Here is a 17,766-nt window from a genome sequence, read left to right on the forward strand (position 1 = left end):
TGAACCCGCATGTCAATATGCTGTTAGCTGCCCGAGGCACCCCCACTTGCGAAGCAGCGGGAGAAAACGCGCATGGGCAAACCATTACAGCCAAATGGGCCAGCCGGAAATATTTTGCGACGCCACAGCGCAACACAATGCTTTTGTGGGAAACAAATGTGGACATCTGCGCGGCGGGCCGGAATCAAGCGATTATGGCGCAGATGCTCGTCTCTTCCGCCACGAATCATGGTCGCCCGGTCGTCTCAAAAGACCGACCAGCCCATACGCCGGCTCAGAAACTCCAGCGCGTCCGTGCCCAGCAGGGAATTGCCCTGCTCGCTCAGCCCCGGTGACCATACCGCAATGGAGGCCGTGCCGGGCAGAATGGCCAGAATGCCCCCGCCCACCCCGCTCTTGGAGGGCAGCCCCACCCGAAAGGCGAAGTCTCCCGAGCCATCATAATGGCCACAGGTGAGCATGATGGCATTGATACGCCGGGCCCGCTCCGGGGCCACCACGGAAAAGCCGGTGAGCGGATTGCGCCCGCCATTGGCCAGGAAGCCCCCGGCCTGCGCAAGCTGGCGACAACTCATGGCCATGGCGCACTGGTGGAAATAGACCCCCAGCACCATCTCCGGCTCATTATCCAGCGTACCGAAGGATTTCATGTAATTGGCCAACGCCACATTGCGGAAACCCGTGGCTTTTTCCGCCCGCGCGACCAGAGGATCAATCGTGATGCTGTCATCCTGCGCCAGCGCGCGAACGAAGTGCAGGATTTCGCCAATGGTCTCGCGCGGCTTGTGGCCGGCCAGCAGCACATCGGCCACCATGATGGCCCCGGCATTGATGAAGGGATTGCGCGGAATGCCCTTCTCATGCTCAAGCTGAACAATGGAGTTGAAGGCATTGCCAGAGGGCTCGCGCCCCACGCGCTTCCACAATCCATCCCCCACCTGCCCCAGCGCGAGCGTGAGCGAAAATACCTTGGAGACGCTCTGGATGGAGAAGGGCGCATCCGCATCACCCGCCACATGGACGCTACCATCATTCAGCGCTACGGCGATGCCGAACTGCTGCGGGTCCACCTCCGCCAGCGGGGGAATATAATCCGCCACCTTGCCGCGCCTGACGCGGGCCGCCATGCGCGACACCACATCATCCAGCGCCGCCTGAAGACGCTCTGGCGGACAGGAATGTGCCAGACAAACCTCACGGGCGATTTCAGCTTCCTCGGACAAGAGCGGCCCCCACCCTGCACATGGCTCGTGCAGAACCATAAACTGCTTCGGTTACAAGGCCATAGCTCTTTCTTGCCTCTTTCTGGCGCAAAGCACAGCTCAACCCAAGCCCGCGCCGTGGCGGGCGACATCATGGCAGCAGGGTGCCCCACAAACGTTTCGCCAGCTGATGAACACCTACGCCCCCATGCGCCCCGGACATGCGTCCCCGGACCTGTGCCCCCGCAACAGAAAAGGCCGCGGGCAAAAACACCCGCGGCCTGCTGATCGTATCTTCTGAAAAGGCGGGGCGGCCCGCCTTACAAAATGGTGCCAGCCAGCATGACCCACGCCACCGAGAAGTAGATGACGATACCCGTCACATCGACGAGGGTTGCGACGAACGGTGCCGAAGCGGAAGCGGGATCGAACCCGGCGCGCTTGATGATGAAGGGCAGCAACGAGCCGGTGATCGAGCCGAAAGTCACGATACCCACCAGTGCTATGCCAATGGTGATCGCCAGAATCTGCCAATGCTCACCGTAATCGAAAATGCCGGCTTCCTGCCACACGGTGATACGGATGATGCCGATGATGCCGAGAATGGCACCCAGCACCATGCCCGTAGGCAATTCTCGGACAGCCACCCGCCACCAGTCTCTCAGCGTCACTTCACGCAGCGCGAGGGCGCGGATGATGAGCGAAGTGGCCTGCGAACCGGAGTTACCGCCGGAGCTCATCACCAGCGGAATGAACAGGGCGAGAACGATGGCTTTTTCCAGCTCATCCTCAAACACCTGCATGGCAGAAGCGGTGAGCATTTCCGCCAGGAACAGCACGCACAGCCAGCCCGCGCGCTTCTTGATCATCTGAAGGAAGGAGATATCGAAATAGGGCTTGTCAATCGCTTCCATACCGCCCATGCGCTGGACGTCAGCGGTCTGCTCCTCGATCATGACGTCGATGACGTCATCCACCGTGATGATGCCCAGCACATGGTTGGTGCTGTCCACCACCGGCAGCGCCAGCACATCATATTTGGAAATGGCGCGAGCCACATCCTCACGCGGCATTGTCGGGTTGAGGGTGATGGGCGCATGGGCCAGCGCGGCCGACAGCACATTATCCTCCGGCTCAGCGGCGATCAGCCGGCGCAGGGTCACGATATTGACGAGACGCTGGGTGGAGGGGTTCAGCACATAAATGGCATAGACCGTCTCGCGGGAACGCTCGACCTTGCGGATATGGTCGATGGTTTGCTGCACGGTCCAGTTGGAGGGCACGCTGACGAACTCGGTCGTCATCATCGAGCCGGCCGTGCCTTCCGCATAGGACATGAGGTGATCGACAGCCGTGCGGGTCTCGGCATTGAGCCCGTCCTGAAGGCGCCCCCTGGCCGGCTCTTCCACCCAGCGCAACACATCCACCGCGCGGTCGGCGGACATGCCTTCCAGCAGGGCGACGGCCTTCGGCTCCGGCAGGGCCGCCAGGATTTCACTGGCATTCTGAAACTGGGGACGATCAAACACTTCAACCGCCCATTCCAGCGGCATCCGGGCGATCATCTCCACGACATCTTCATCGCTCTTTTCGTTGAGCAACTCCACAATGTCGGCCACATGCTCATGCGCCAGCTGCGCGGCAAGGGTGCTGTTGACCGGCTCCCCCGAAAGGTCCTTGCGCATATTCTCCACCGTCATCCAACGCTCCCCCTGACCTACGGATTGCGAAGCCCGCCCGCAATCGCCGGGCAAAATAATACCTGCCCGCTCCGTAGAGCGAACCTGTGTCACATATCCCTCAGAGGGATGACAGAATTACATCATTGCTGCGCAGGCGCGCGCCTGACGACCCGTTCCAAGCGCCCATTCCACATTTCCGAACAGACACCAGAGCCGAAAATCCGCAACACCTGCCATAGGCGCATATGCCTGGCACACGCCCCGCGCTGTCAATGGTAAAGCAAGCTGCAAGGGTCAGGATATCCACCCTTGCGCACAAGCTATGCCTCAAGCGTGCCCTGAAAGGCACAGTGCAGCACATGGCCTATCCTTGCGCCATCTCTCAATACACGTCCGATTGATGCAGTTTCAGCCTGTGCGCCGCAAGATGGACAGGGCTCAAGCTCCCCTTATATCCTTGACGACAATCAGAATTGGCCTCCGGATCACGAAGATCGGCAGATCAGCGACTGTGACCGGTCTCACAATAACAACAACGGGGCACCATCACATGAACACAGCAATCGCCATTCTCGGTGGGGTCGGATTGTTCCTGCTGGGCATGACGGTCATGACCGATGGCCTGAAGGCGCTGGCCGGCTCGGCCTTGCGCACCGTGCTGGGCAAGGCCGCGGCAACGCCCCTTTCCGGCGCGTTCTGGGGCGCTGGCGTGACGCTGCTCGTGCAATCCTCCAGCGCCGTCACCATGACAACGATTGGCCTTGTCAGCGCGGGCCTTCTCACATTTCCACAAGGGCTGGGGCTGGTCTTTGGCGCCAATGTCGGCACCACGGGCACAGGCTGGCTGATCGCGCTCATCGGCGTGCGCGTCTCTCTTTCCACCTATGCCCTGCCGCTCATTTTCATTGGAGCGCTCACACGGCTACTGGGCAGCGGGCGCACCGCGGCCGCCGGCGGCGCGCTGGCCGGCTTTGCCCTGGTGCTCTATGGCCTCACCACTTTGCAGCAAGGCATGGGCGGGCTGGCCGACAGCCTGCAACCCTCTGATCTGCCTGCGGTTCTGGGTACGGAAGGTGTGGGCTGGCTCAGGGGGCTTGGCGGGCTGTTCAGCCTCATCGGCATTGGCCTGGCCATGACAGCGGTGATGCAATCTTCCACCGCAGCCATCGCCGTCACGATCTCGGCCTTTTATGCCGGCGCCATCAGCGTCGAACAGGGCGCGGCACTCATTATTGGCCAGAATATCGGCACGGCAACCAGTTCCGCCCTCGCCGCCATTGGCGCCAGCACCACCGCCAAGCGGCTGGCGCTGGCCTATATTCTGTTCAAGGCCATTGCGGCCACCATCGCCATTCTGGCCTTTCCCTTTACGGCGGCCCTGCTGAAAAGTCTCTCCACCGTGGCGGAGGGCACGACACTGCTGGCGGCCTATCACACCGCCTATAACGTCATCGGCGTCTGCATTCTTTTGCCGGCGACGGCATGGTTCACCCGCGTGGTGGAACGCCTTCTTCCCTCCAGGGAATCTCCGCTTGAGCGTGCACTGGACCCCAGCGCCCTGACCAGCCCGGTCATCGCGGTGGAAGCCGCCCGGCGCGTGGTGGCGCAGGTGCTGCACACCACAACGACGGAATTGTCCTGGGCTCTGCGAAACACCTCCGGGCACTTCGCCCCGCGAAGCGCTGAAACAGCGACGGCAACTCTCACCAAGGTGCGCGACTTCCTGTCAGATCTGGACGAATCCCCGGAGACAGATGCCGAGCGGGCGCGCCTGACAAGCACACTGCATGCGCTGGATCACACCTTTCGTTTCGTAGACATTCTGGCCACGGGAATGGGGCCACAACTGCTGGATGAGGAGCAACGCGCACTGTGCCTGACCGTGCTGAACAGTGCTGCCACCATCAGCCATGACATCTCCAGGGAAAGCGCGCTCAGCGTTCAGGCCACGCCTATTGGCTGGGCCATCGCCCCGGATCAGGCAGCTTCTCTCCGCACGATGGAAAAGGCCACACACTCTCTTGGCAATGTGCAGAAAACCTATCGCACCACCATGCTGGCGGCCGTCACGCCCGGCCAGCTGACGGCAGCCGAGTCTTTCGCACGGGTCGAGGCGGCACGGCATCTCGACCGGCTCACCTATCATGCCTGGCGCGCGACCTCCCATCTTCTGGGGCACAGCACAGCGACAGATCAGGGCAATATCTGAAGGGGCGGCGGGCCCACCGCCTCCTCGCACACAAGACGCCATGCAGGCGCGCATCGCAATGCCCCTGCATGGCCTGAAGATGGCCTGAAGGCCGAAACGCCCTCTCAGATCTCGGCGGGACGGAACTCGCCGCTTTCGTCCATCACTTCGAGCCGGCCTGTCGCCACGCCGAAATAAGAGCCATGAACCTTCAGATCCCCGGCAGCAACACGCTCGGCCACCCAGGGGAAGGTCATGAGATTCTCCACGGACAATTGCACGCAGCTCAATTCGCAGAAACGCTGACGATCCGCCTGCGGCAAATCCATATCCATGGCCTTGCGGCGCGCCGGTTCGGCAATGGACATCCATTCCACCACGAAATCCTGCGCCTCGGGCGGTGCGCCCTCCAGCAAAGCGTGAACACCGCCGCATTTGGCGTGGCCCATCACCACAATATGTTTCACCTTCAGCACCCGCACCGCAAATTCAATAGCGGCGGATGTACCGTGATATTGCTCATCCGGCATATAAGGCGGCACCAGATTGGCCACGTTCCGCACGATGAACATTTCACCGGGCCCGGCATTGAAAATCATCTGCGGGTCCACGCGGCTGTCCGAACAGGCGATGACCAGGGTTTCCGGCCTTTGTCCGCGCGCAGCCAGTTGCTCAAACACCTGTTTGCGCTCGGGCCAGGCAATTTCCCGAAACCTCTTGTAGCCTGAAATCAGCTTGTCCACGCCAGTTGCTCCCTTCCGGTTTGGGCACGCGCACGCAAAGAACGCCTTGCACGCCACGTCAAGACACTTCGTACCCGGCTCGCCATTTTTTGAAGTGGCCGCTCCGCGACAACACCCGTTCTGCCGCGTTCCCGCTCATCTCTTGCCCTTCTCTCGCCCCTGATCCGGGGGATATGAGGTGCAAGAAAATGGCGGACAGATTCGAATGTCGTGGCAAGTGGAAAGAATTCTTCAACCTTGCCATGGGGTAAAGTGAAAGATGCGCTGGCCTGCCCTGTTCGTGCCGCATGGAGCGGTACCCTGCGAAACGCAGGCAGGAATCGACAGGGCACAGTGACAAACGGTTGCCATGCCAGTTACGGGTCAGCCGCAGAAGGGGAGAGGCAGGATGCGCACAGTGCGGACATGGGTCAGCCGGCAGACGGGAACCATCGCCATTCTGGGCGGCCTCGCCCTTGCCGCCGGAATTGGCCTTCTGGCCAGCGCCCCCGCCAGCGCCCAGGCTGAAAAGACCCCCATCCGCATCGGCATTCTCGAACCGCCCGCCGGGGCGCAGGGAGACGCCACCGCACTGAAAGACGTGATGCTGATGCTGATTGATGAGCAGAACCGCAAGGGCGGCCTGCTCAGCCGCAAGCTGGAGCCGGTCATCATCTCTGCGGGAGCTGATCCTCAGGCGCGCAAGGCCGCCGCCCGCGAATTGCTGACCCGCGCCAAGGTGGCTGTGGTGTTCGGCGCCTCACTGGATGAAACCCGTAAAGGGCTGGTGCCCCTCTTCACCGAACTGAACGGCATTCTCTTCGATCCCGCCCCCGGCGCAGGCAAGCCACCCGCCCGCAATGTGTTCCACACCGGGGCCGCGCCCAACCAGCTGGCGATCCCCGCCGTGGATTATCTGGCCGAGGAGCGGAACGTGAAGCGCTGGGTGCTGGCCGGCACCAATGGCGCATGGTCACGGGCCATCACACATATTCTGGAAGCCTATCTGCATGCACGGGGCGTGAAAGCTCAAGATATCATGATCGTGAATGTGCCGGATGGGCACGCCGACTGGTCCCGCATTGTGGCCGACATGCGCGCTTTCGATGAAGCCGCAGCCGGACCGGACGCCCCCCAGCCGGGCGAAGCACGGGATGCTGCGGTCATCTCCACCATCATCGGCACCGCCAATAACGGCTTTTATAAAACCCTGGCCGCACAGGGCGTAACTGCGGCGCAATTGCCTGTCCTCAGCCTCACGCTGGGGAATGCAGACCGGACCCGGCTGGACCTTGAACAGATGCAGGGCCAGCTTGCGGCACGCAATTACGTCATGTCCGTCTCCACCCCGGATAACAAGGTGTTTCTCCAGCGCTGGCGGGCTTTCACCAAAGATCCTGAGCGGCGGGCCAGCGATGGGGTGGAGGCGCATTATATCGGCTTTAACATGTGGGTGAAGGCCGTGGCCAAGGCCGGCACCACCCAGGCAGACAAGGTGATTGAGACCCTGCCCGGCATTCGTCAGCTCAATCTGACAGGCGGCATCTCTGAAATGCAGCCCAACCACCACATTTCACGCCCGGTTTTCATCGGCGAAATTGGCGGGAAGGGCACCTTGCGGGTGACCTGGAAAACGCCCGGCCTGGTCCCCGGCGTCTCATGGGATCAATATCTCAAAGGTTCAGACACGCTGTCGAGTGACTGGGACCGTTATAATTGCGAAGACTATGACAACACCGCACAACATTGCGTAGATCCGGCGCCTGAAGCACAAGGCGCGCCCCAAGGTGCACCCCAAGGCACCACCCAAGCAGCCCCCTCTGCCGCGCCCCGCACTCTGTCTTCACCGGCCAGCCAGCCCGACGCGGCAAAGCCGCTGTCGCCTGTACAAAAAGCCGGAACCATCCCGGAACAAGCTCCGGGCACGCCCCCCACTCCAGCCACAACGCCCGCAGCCCAAAAACACTGAAAGCCGCGTCCAGCTTCCCGCCACCCTCCTCACATCAGACCAACGGACTGTGGGAGATCCCCATCCATTTTTCGGCGTGACTTGAGAAGCGCCGGAGAATATTGCCTTTTGAGCGCAATTTTCAGACAGAAGCCGAAAGCCCCGTGCGGGCCAGAGACAACGCGACCGCAACAAAGGGGCTGGCACCATGGAAATGTCGCAACTGCTGCATGTGTTCTACATCATCGCCATTGTGGCGGAAGGCATGACAGCAGCTCTGGCAGCAGGCCGGCGCAACATGGATTGGGTGGGTGTATATCTGCTTGGCTGCATCACGGCACTGGGCGGAGGCTCGGTGCGCGATGTGCTCCTGGGTCGTCACCCTCTCACCTGGGTGGAGCACCCCTCCTACCTGCTCATTACCGGCGGCGCGGCGCTCGCCACCATCGCCATTGCCCGCTACATGCATCATTTGCGGCGGCTGTTTCTGTTTCTGGATGCCATCGGCCTTGTGGTCTTTACCGTCATCGGCTGCACCATCGCGATGACGATGAACATGCCGGTCATCATCGTCATCGCGTCCGGCATGATTACAGGCTGTGTGGGCGGCGTGCTGCGCGACATTCTGTGTGCGGATGTGCCCTTGCTGTTCCGCGCCGAGCTTTATGCCACGGCCTCCATTGTGACCGGCGTGCTCTATGTGCTCGGAGAATGGCTCGCCCTGCCCCATGATGGGGTCATTATCGCCGCCATGCTGGTGGGCCTTGCCCTGCGTCTTCTGGCCCTGCGCTTTGGATGGGGCATGCCCAAGTTCGTTTATACAAAAGACCTGCATTGAAGCAGAAGGACGCAAGGCGCAGTTTATACCATGCGTTCTTCGGCTGAGATCAACCCGGCCACGCTGTCTTGGGCCACGGCATGCTGATGCGCCTCAGCGCACAAACCCCTCTTTCATATGCCAGCGCCAGGCATCCGCAATCATTGTCGGCAGGTCAGAGCGACGAGCCACCCAGCCCAGCTCATCCATGGCCCGAGCACTGCCGCTGACGAGACTGGCCGCATCGCCGGCCCGACGCGCCCCTTCAACCCACGGCACCGGCTGACCTGTGGCCTCCTCAGCCGCCCGGATAACCTCCCGCACAGAAAACCCGGACCCCGTTCCCAGATTGAAGATCCGGCTCTCGCCTCCATCCAGAAGCCGCTTCAGCCCTAGAATATGGGCGTCCACCAGATCACAGACATGAATATAATCACGAATGCAGGTTCCGTCCGGCGTATGATAATCCGTGCCGTAAACCGTCAGCGCAGGACGTTTTCCCGAGATGGCATCCAGAACAATCGGGATAAGATGCGTTTCAGGAACATGCTGCTCACCGATTTCCGCCTGCGGATCGGCCCCCGCGACATTGAAATATCTGAAAATGACATGGCGCAGACCATGACTGTTGTCGAAGTCGCGCAATATGTTTTCTATGGCGCGCTTGGAGCCGCCATAGGCATTGATGGGGTTTTGCGGCGTCTCTTCGTCCAGCCGCACCCCGTCATGTTCACCATAGGTCGCGCAAGTTGACGAGAAGATGAAAGCGCGGCACTCCGCCGCCTGTGCAGCTTCTATCAGGTTCAATGCAGCATTGACATTCGTGCGCCAGTATTTCTCCGGCTTCTGCATAGACTCGCCAACCAGGGAAAGAGCCGCAAAATGCATGACCGCAACCGGGCGATATGTATCGAAAGCCGCCTTCACGGCCTCAGGGTTCAGGAGATCCCCTTCGACAAGCGGTCCATACTGAACAGCCTGCGCCCACCCCGTTGACAGATTATCAAATGCAACCGGCTGGTATCCGGCGGCTTTCAGCGCCTTGCAAGCATGTGAGCCAATATATCCCGCCCCGCCTGTGACCAGAATATTCTGCATCTTCTCCCCCTCAGCAAAATGACACATGCAGGCAACCGGCATCACAAGCTTCACGCCCACAATGGGCCCGACCGTTTGGAACCTCCGCAAAGCTCAGCGGCCAGGAATCGCCTCCCACCCCTCCAGCAAGAGGGCCTGCCATTCCGGCAGCCGGCGGGAAAGCGCAAGGTCACGCCACAAGGCGGCGCGGCCCGTATGCGCCCGTTCATTGCAGGCTGCGCGGTTTGCAATCAGCTTTTCGAGCGCGGAAAACCAGGCATCCGGGTCATTCGCCACACGCACCACAGCCTCCGCCGGCAACTCCCGATAAGCCTCGACATCCGAGAGCACCGCAAGCGCACCAATAGCCATATAATCCAGTGCCTTGATGGACGATTTGGAGCGGTTGAAATCCGTATCGGCCAGCGGCGAAATGCCCGCATCCCAGACGCCCTGCCGGGCCAGCCAACTCATGAAGGCCGGATAAGTCTGGCTGGCCGGGCGCGGCACCTTCAGCCGTCTTACACCGACAGGCAAGGTGGCCCGTGTCGTAATACCAATCAGGTCAATCTGGATTTTATCCCTGAAAACATCATGCAGACGCTTCAGGGCTGGCAGCACGATTTCCATATCGGCATCATGGGTTGCCGTGCCCATATAAAGCAGCCGGAAGGGCGCACCAGGCGACCGCACCCGTGAAGATGGTGTGCCTGAAACATCTGGCATGCCCAGCAAGCGCTCATCAATACCATTGCGGATAACATGCACCTGCGAATGGTAAGCCTGCATGACGTTCTGAAGAGAGGGAGTCGAGACCGTGACAGCATGCGCCTGCGCCAGAACCATATGAATCTGTTCTGCCTTGCGCATCAAACTGTCATGCTCAGGATGATCTGACGGAATGCCAAGCAAATTATCGTCGATATCGTAGAAGAGCTTCATGTCCTGCGTCCGGGCGTGCTCCACAAGAGCCACGACATCTGCCGGGTCCTGTGCAACATGACGCTGGCAGACCAGAATATCCGCCTGATAATCGAGAGCCGATTGCGGCGTCGCAACCGTCAGGCTGATTTTCCCCTGTTCAGCAAGGCGCTCCAGCGGCAACAAGGTGCGGATATAGCCACAGGGGGACCACTGCCCTCCTCCTATCTGGTCCGGCACCAGCACAATGCTGGGCCGCGTCTTGCCACGCAGATCCCGCACCGCCGGCAGATGCGCGGGCACCTCCGGTGCGGCCCGTTGTGCCGCCAACTGCTCCTGCACAGGGGCCAGATAGAGCTCTGGATAAAAGGCTTCCACGGCGGGACGCGGCAGAGGTTCCGGCACAACCGCCTTACTCAGCATGACTTCACGGACCTGCCTGAAAGCATAAATCCATGTCACCGCGCTCTCGGAGGGAGAAACCAGAATACTTCTCGGATGCTGGGCCAGACGCTCAGGGAAAGCTCCAAGATTGCTGGCGATAATGGGCAGACCCGTTTCGATAGCCGCAGTCAGGGTATAGCTGTATGTTTCCGGGCAAATGGCCGGAAACCAGATAATGTGGGGAGCTTTCTGGCGGATCAGCGCCTTCAGATCCCGCTCCTGGTAAGGTCCGGTTTCGGAATATCTGCTCCCCTCCGGCGCCTCCAGGGCCGGCTCGCTCGCCCCGATCAGGATAAATTCAAAAGGCTGCCCAATCGCCGCCTGAACGGCATTGCGCACTGCGGCAATCCCCTTGTGCGCCACAAGGGTTCCCAGAATGGCAATGCGCAGCGGCGCGCCGGCCTCCAGAGGCTCCACCCTCGTGGGCCAGTTCCGGTCAGTCACAGCCTGGTGGGGCACCACCACCATGTTGCCGGGAATGCCCATGCGCTGGAGGCGCACCATCACATCCCGACTGGGACACAAAATCCGCTCGGCCTCCTCGAACATCCAGCGCAAGCGCAGACGCCAGCTGACAATATCCTTCGCGCCATGCACCGGGCTGCTGGCAATACAGGCATTACAGGACGCCGCACCCGGCTCACCGCAATAATGGCCTGAAAGAGACGAGATCAGATTGATCTGCGGACAGACCGGATAATAATCATGAATAGTCAGATCGAAGGGCAACCCGATCTTCCGCACCAGATCATGCAGGAGATCATCAAACCCGAGCTGGTGGTGAATATGGAGACGCTGCACCCCGCATGAGCGCAGAAATGCCACCATCGCATCCAGGCGACGCTGTGCAAAACGCAGATTGGCAAGCCCCGGCAGCCCCGGAAAAGACAAGTCGCAGCCCCATTCATTGGGCCGCAGGATGAGGCACTCCGCCTGCCCCTTCAAAGTGGCGAGGAGATCCTGAACATGCCGCTCGGTTCCTCCCCCCAGACCATGTGTCACAAACAGGATCACCGGCAAACCACTCTGGCGCAACAACATGGCCGAAGCCGCAAAGCGCGCTGGCGCCGCCGGGTCTGCCTGCACATGCCGGCTGACAAGACGCGGATAATCTGGATAGCGTTGATGCAGAACGTCCCGCGCCATATCACGCGAGGGCGAATTCCGCCCGAAACTGACCTCCCCTTCATGAAACACATAGGTGTCGCAGGCCAGCCGATGCTCCCACTTCAAAGTGCGGGCGCGCATGCAGAACTCGTTTTCCTCCCCATAGCCGCGCCCAAAGGCCTCGGCATCGAACAGGCCCACCTCATCCAGACAATCGCGCCGGATATACATGCAGAAGCCCACAGCCGTGGGCAAGGCAACCGAACGGCCGGCATTGGCGCGGGAAAAAGCCTGATCCAGCTGTTCCAGATCACAGCCGTCCGGCAATGGGCCGCCCCCTCCCGAAGGATAACTGCAAATGGTGGCGTTGTTGGAAAAGGGGGTCACAGTGCCCACCCTCTCACCCGCCCAGGCATGGGCAGCGAGCCGGCGCAACCACCCGCGCGGCACCCGTGTGTCGCTGTTCAGCAGAACCACATCATGTGACCCCGCCTCTTCCATGCCCCGGTTCACGCTTCGCACGAACCCCAGATTGACCCTGTTGCGCAACAGGTGGATCGCGCCATCAGCCGCCTGCATGTCAAGCCAGCTCGACACCTCCGGCTCAGGCGAGCAATCATCAATGACAATAATCCGGCCGGCCGGGCGGTCAGGGTCCTCAAGAACGCTCCTGAGACAGCGCCGGGTTTCATCCAGCCCCTTATAAACCGGCAAAACAATATCCACGACCAGCTTTTCGGGCAGCTCCAACGCTCCTCCCGAAGCCGGCAGATAATCTGCAACATTGAAGGGCGGACGGGTGAGGAAGCCGCGCCGCATTCCCACCTGCATATGATAAACGAGCGGGTTGGGCTCGGCCTCAATATGCTGGGAGACATACCAGGCAGCATCAAAATCGGGATGGGGATCCCGCCCCTCTTCCGCGCCATGCTTCAGATAATGAATGATGGATGGCAGCCCGGCTTCAGAGACATCCGCATATCTGTCAAGATACCATGATGGCAGAAAGAACGCGTTTGGCGCCAAACCTTCTTGTATACCGTGACGAATAAAATGCTTGAAGGGATCATGATTGGCACGAATGACATGCGGATAGTGTACGCCGTACCATTCGGGATCAAAAATTTGGCGAATAACCTCAACCATGTCGTCAGACAACATGGGGTGACGCAATTTCTTCTTCCGCGAACCAGGAACCAAGGTGCGGAACAGGCTAGAGATGTGGCGACCAACAATCTGTTTCATCTCTGCCTTGCACAACCCTCAAAATGACCCGCCACGGATGCCCCCTCACGGAGCTGGAATCAACTGCGAGCTCATCTTAATAACAATATATATTTTCCGAACGTTCACATTTTTATAACAACCCCCAAAGCAACCGTCGGTTTTACTTGAAATAGGGTACAACCTTGAGTTGGTATCGCCCGTCTCACACAACACGAAAACTAGCCACAACTTGATTGCAACTTGCACCACCCCCATAGGGCCCTTGATGCCAGACGCACGCCTATTGATGAAACCGAGGCTCAGGACCCATTGATTTGGTATTTCACAGCTGGTTCAGGCCCTGTGGGGAGATGGGCTTTGGGCAGGCCGCATTGGCTGACGGACGGGCAGACCAACCTGCTCCGCCGTATCCTCCCCCCCCCCGAAACACAAACATGGCGTCAAGCCTGGTTCGGCCGGACGAAAGAATGAACTCGATGACCGGGAAGAGGAGGCGATATTCAGTGGATTTCAAGGCAAAGACAGCTCTGGAACCGCTCCGCGCGGAGCGGGCGGTCGCGCAGTTAGCCGTCAAGCACAGAGCCACCAGACCGTGATTAACGCCTGGAAAAAGCAGACCGTAGCGGGAATAGCCACGGCGTTCTCCGGCAGGCAGAAGTCGCCGACGTCGCCCGCGAAATCAGATTGACCAACTCCATGCCTTCGAAACCGATTCCGAAGCTCGAGCCGGGATTGGCTGGCGGGTCACTAACTTTGATCGAACAAGGCCCCACTCAGCTCTCGGCGACAGAACGCCGGGGGGGAGGTCCATACGCTCTGCGACGACATCAACATGGCGGCGCATCCGCAGCAGAACCAAGCTTAGAGAAGCCGCCAATCTGTCCGAAAAATAGAGACATCTCACTACTCAGATTCATTGGAGAGGTTGATAAACCTTCCAGCCCATGCCAAAGGCACTGCTGCGCTGCAATGGGATCATTCGAATGACTATCCACCCCTCGTCTGTTTATCACTTCGCGGACGTGGAACTCGCCATAACTAGGGCGTCAGCACGTCCGGACTTGTTTTCTGACAAGAACTTCCGCGAGTCCCTGTTTTCGCTGATTGACAGCAAGATGCCAGCCTCCGACGGCATCCTCTCTCTAGATATTTTTGACACTCTCCTACTGCGTGACTCATCCTCTGAGTTAACTCGTTTTGTAGAGATTGGCGGATACATGGCCGATATTGTGGATGGCCATAAGCTCGATTTCAGTGGCGCGCCCCGCGCACCAACCAAGCGCAGCATCGACGCGTTTCTGGCGCGCCATCTCGGCACCAAAGTGACATATAGGGCAAGAGACCGTGTGCGCGGTGCCGCCGAAGGCTCTCTAACCGAAATCCATTCGATCGCCAGCCGCATCTTATCCGGAACAGACAAGTATCAAGATGATTTCATCGCGGCGGAACTATCCTATGAGGCTACACGACTTTCCGTCAATCAGCTCCTTCTAGAATATATAGATCTGCATAACAAGCGCGGCGGAAGAACGATTTTGATTACCGATATGTACATGCACGCCGAACATGTACGTTCACTTCTTAGATTATTAAACGTCGACCTAAATCAGTTTGATCTTATAATATCAAGCGCAGATACTATAGTCTCCAAAAATTCTGGGGGCATTTTTTGTCTTGCTGAAGAACAGGCTGGCGCAGCCCGTGATCGCTACTTGCATATTGGCGATAATATCAAGGGGGACTTCCAAAGCCCTATTCAGCATGGCTGGAAAGCGATTCACCTGCCCATCCCAAGGCAGGAGGCTCTGAAGCGACGCGCCGACCATGTTTCGACCGCCGAGATGCTCAAGGCGCAGTTTTTCATCGACACAGACATCGCACTTCCGCGCGTGGATAAGTGAGCGACAGGGTTATCATGGAGCATTCTTTCGAACCGTCCAGCCGCATGAACGCCTCTGACAAGATGGTCAAAATGATCGGTCGCGATTTGCTTGGACCGGTGGTCCATCGCTGGCTTCTGGGCCTTCACCAGCACATCTCCTACTTTGATGATGGTCAAACGAGCTTCCTCTTCTGCGCCCGGGCGGGTGTGCGCATCCAAAAACTCTACGAGATTTTCCTCCGAAATTTCTCTTCTGGCGAACCTCTTCGTGGGAATATGCTTTGGGCCTCTAGGCTATCGACAGCCAAGGGTACATTTACTCGCGCCAGTGCGCCTGCCTCCCGCTTGATTGCATCCGAGTATACAAACCAACCCATACAAAACCTGATCTGCGGCGTTTTCCGGCACCACCCGGAAATACTTTCCAACATCGACTTGAATCGACCAGAATACTTAGCACATGGAAAGGTCTTTCCAGGGTGGATCCAAGCGGGCACGCCTGCCGCAGTTGCCATGCGCGACTATTTCCAGACCTGTAGCAAGGATTTTGATCAGTATATTTCCGGGCTGATCGGAAGCAACCGACGCGCCGTAATCATCGATAGTGGCTGGCGCGGAACCATTCAAACACAACTCGCCACTGCTTTTCCTGAAATCATATGGAATGGCCTGTATTTCGGGCGTTACAATCCTCCGCAGGACAGCAACATTGCGGAGCGTTCCATAGGCATATTGTTTGAGGGCGAAACCTACGTCCCGTCGAAGCCTGAGACATCCTTTGCGCGTCATCGTCACATCATAGAGACCCTTCTGGAGCCGAATGGCCCCTCGATCGAAGAGATTCCAGATGGTGAGTATGCTGCTTTGGCGGCAGCACAGATTGAAAAAAACCTCAACGAGGTTCCCGACGAGCAAGATGATGCGCTCTACCTTCATGTCATCGATTATCTTGAGGGCGAAGGCAAAACGGCTTCCGTGTCAGATATTTTCGCGCGCCACCAAGAGGCCATGCGAGAACTCTCACGCATCATCATCACACCGCGCCGCGAAGAGGCATTGTCACTCCTCTGCAAGGACAGGTCTGCGGATTTCGGCAAGGAACTTACCCTTCCTGTGCTGCTGGAACCAGGCGAAGGCGCAGAGGCTGATGAACGCATTAAGCAGTCGCTTTGGCCTGAAGGTCAGATTGCTCTTGAGTATGAGGGCGGATATGCGAAGGATCTGCAACTCCGCATCTCTGGTGGCGCGGACGCCCTGTCCTATTTTGATCCAAATACAGATGGCGCCGGGCGACAGGAAGAAACCCCAAGCGTAGCGATCATAACACGGACCAAAAACAGACCCCTGTTATTGCGCCGCGCAGCCGAAAGCGTAGCCCAGCAGACCTACCAGAATTTTATCTGGGTCATCGTCAATGATGGGGGCGATGAGACACCTGTTATTCAAGTGATTAATGAGTGTCGTGTTGACCGACGCAAGATTATGCTGGTCAGCAACAATAAAAGCCTCGGCATGGAGGCTGCCTCCAATGCGGGAATTCGCAACAGCAAGTCAGATTTGGTCGTAATCCATGATGATGACGATAGTTGGGAACCGCAGTTTCTTGCAGAAACGGCTGGTTTTCTCGCGAGCAAGCGTGGAGAGCGATACGGCGGCGTCATTTCAGGCACGACTTATGTATCTGAGGAAATCAGAGGCAACACTGTAACGATCTATGAGCGCAAGCCGTATATGAGTTGGGTCCGCAATGTCCAGCTGTCAGAAATGTCTGCCGGCAACATGTTTGCGCCTATTTCCTTTGTGTTTCGGCGCACTATATGGGAGGATATTAACGGCTATAATGAAAGCCTCCCTGTTTTGGGGGACTGGTTCTTTAATATGGAGTTTTTGCTACGGGCCGATATTGGTGTGATTGACCAGCCATTGGCCAACTACCATCATCGTGATCGTGGTGAGAGCAGCGCTTATGCAAACTCCGTCATTGGAGGCAGATCCAAGCATGAGGAATATGCCGCGATCGCCCGGAATGAGTTTGTGCGCAAGAATATGGAGCGCTTTCCGAGTTCGGTTGCCGCAGTGCTCGCCTACTTTGCCTGCGACTTTCGCTCGCAGATGCGCGAGATATCTACGCGGCTGCAACGTGTCGAGGTCGAGGGACACAGCTCCGTTCCTGCAAGAGTCGTCAGCAAGGACAACACGGCTGATAAATACTGGGCGGTTCTACATATCAACCAGAATTTGATGCGCGAACACCTCCTAACAGGCCGCGCAAATCAGCTAAACCCCCTGATATCATGGGAAGATCTGGAGCACTTCCTGCGGATAAACAGGAATATTCATGTTCCAATCCCACCGGACTTCGACGAAATAGCCTATCTGCAACTGAACCCGGATGTTGCAGCGACAGTTGGCTCGCCGGAGTTCCTGTCCGGGTACCGTCATTATTTGATGCATGGCTGTGCGGAAGGACGGGAGAGGCCGCCGAAAATCGGACAGTGACGCAAGCTAGGATCTGCCATCCAGGCTCAGGGCTCATTGATAAGAGCCCG

At 58.7% G+C, this 17,766-nt stretch carries 10 protein-coding genes and 1 pseudogene; 6 read left to right on the plus strand and 5 right to left on the minus strand.

The window, feature by feature from the left end:
* Positions 1–245 precede the first annotated feature (245 nt).
* Together ACT6QH_RS12055 and mgtE are read right to left on the minus strand one after the other, a co-directional pair.
* A complete protein-coding gene (locus ACT6QH_RS12055; protein WP_444975157.1) occupies positions 246–1,187 on the minus strand; it encodes a glutaminase in 942 nt (313 codons plus the stop codon).
* A gap of 335 nt (positions 1,188–1,522) precedes the next feature.
* Entirely contained in the window at positions 1,523–2,887 is a 1,365-nt protein-coding gene (gene mgtE / locus ACT6QH_RS12060) for a magnesium transporter (protein ID WP_444975158.1), read from the minus strand.
* A gap of 547 nt (positions 2,888–3,434) precedes the next feature.
* Between mgtE and ACT6QH_RS12065 the strand changes: the two genes are divergently transcribed.
* A complete protein-coding gene (locus ACT6QH_RS12065) occupies positions 3,435–5,093 on the plus strand; it encodes a Na/Pi cotransporter family protein (protein WP_444975067.1) in 1,659 nt (552 codons plus the stop codon).
* Between the two features lie 104 nt (positions 5,094–5,197).
* Here ACT6QH_RS12065 and ACT6QH_RS12070 read toward each other — a convergent pair whose 3' ends face one another.
* Entirely contained in the window at positions 5,198–5,815 is a 618-nt protein-coding gene (locus ACT6QH_RS12070; protein WP_444975068.1) for a carbonic anhydrase, read from the minus strand.
* 388 nt (positions 5,816–6,203) lie between these two features.
* Here ACT6QH_RS12070 and ACT6QH_RS12075 point away from each other — a divergent pair, with 388 nt between their 5' ends.
* Positions 6,204–7,763 carry a transporter substrate-binding protein gene (locus ACT6QH_RS12075; protein WP_444975069.1) on the plus strand — a complete coding sequence of 520 codons (1,560 nt, stop codon included), beginning with the start codon at positions 6,204–6,206 and terminating at the stop codon, positions 7,761–7,763.
* 187 nt (positions 7,764–7,950) lie between these two features.
* The gene (locus tag ACT6QH_RS12080) at positions 7,951–8,580 is read left to right on the plus strand and encodes a trimeric intracellular cation channel family protein (RefSeq protein ID WP_444975070.1); all 630 of its coding nucleotides are present in this window, start codon (positions 7,951–7,953) and stop codon (positions 8,578–8,580) included.
* Positions 8,581–8,673: 93 nt separating this feature from the next.
* On the opposite strand, the gene galE is transcribed toward ACT6QH_RS12080, so the two are convergent.
* Together galE and ACT6QH_RS12090 are read right to left on the minus strand one after the other, a co-directional pair.
* Positions 8,674–9,657, minus strand: coding sequence for a UDP-glucose 4-epimerase GalE (gene galE, locus ACT6QH_RS12085; RefSeq protein ID WP_444975071.1), 984 nt, complete (start codon positions 9,655–9,657; stop codon positions 8,674–8,676).
* 93 nt (positions 9,658–9,750) lie between these two features.
* On the minus strand, positions 9,751–13,269 hold the full coding sequence (locus ACT6QH_RS12090; protein ID WP_444975072.1) for a glycosyltransferase: 3,519 nt from the start codon (positions 13,267–13,269) through the stop codon (positions 9,751–9,753).
* Positions 13,270–14,012: 743 nt separating this feature from the next.
* Between ACT6QH_RS12090 and ACT6QH_RS12095 the strand changes: the two are divergent.
* The 3 genes and pseudogenes from ACT6QH_RS12095 to ACT6QH_RS12105 all read left to right on the plus strand — a co-directional run.
* Positions 14,013–14,228 (plus strand): annotated as a pseudogene (locus ACT6QH_RS12095) (integrase core domain-containing protein); the annotation flags it as partial.
* Between the two features lie 90 nt (positions 14,229–14,318).
* A complete protein-coding gene (locus ACT6QH_RS12100) occupies positions 14,319–15,236 on the plus strand; it encodes a hypothetical protein (protein ID WP_444975073.1) in 918 nt (305 codons plus the stop codon).
* A 14-nt stretch (positions 15,237–15,250) separates the two neighbouring features.
* Positions 15,251–17,716 (plus strand): glycosyltransferase family 2 protein, encoded by a 2,466-nt coding sequence (locus ACT6QH_RS12105; RefSeq protein WP_444975074.1) that lies wholly within the window; start codon positions 15,251–15,253, stop codon positions 17,714–17,716.
* Positions 17,717–17,766 lie beyond the last annotated feature (50 nt).

The organism is Haloleucobacter albus, from assembly GCF_052492075.1.

Excerpts from the sequence above, each read along its gene's own strand:
- galE (WP_444975071.1), bottom strand. The coding sequence starts at position 9,657 with ATGCAGAATATTCTGGTCACAGGCGGGGCGGGATATATTGGCTCACAT.
- ACT6QH_RS12075 (WP_444975069.1), top strand. The coding sequence starts at position 6,204 with ATGCGCACAGTGCGGACATGGGTCAGCCGGCAGACGGGAACCATCGCC.
- ACT6QH_RS12080 (WP_444975070.1), top strand. The coding sequence starts at position 7,951 with ATGGAAATGTCGCAACTGCTGCATGTGTTCTACATCATCGCCATTGTG.
- ACT6QH_RS12100 (WP_444975073.1), top strand. The coding sequence starts at position 14,319 with ATGACTATCCACCCCTCGTCTGTTTATCACTTCGCGGACGTGGAACTC.
- ACT6QH_RS12090 (WP_444975072.1), bottom strand. The coding sequence starts at position 13,269 with ATGTTGTCTGACGACATGGTTGAGGTTATTCGCCAAATTTTTGATCCC.
- ACT6QH_RS12065 (WP_444975067.1), top strand. The coding sequence starts at position 3,435 with ATGAACACAGCAATCGCCATTCTCGGTGGGGTCGGATTGTTCCTGCTG.
- ACT6QH_RS12105 (WP_444975074.1), top strand. The coding sequence starts at position 15,251 with ATGGAGCATTCTTTCGAACCGTCCAGCCGCATGAACGCCTCTGACAAG.
- mgtE (WP_444975158.1), bottom strand. The coding sequence starts at position 2,887 with ATGCGCAAGGACCTTTCGGGGGAGCCGGTCAACAGCACCCTTGCCGCG.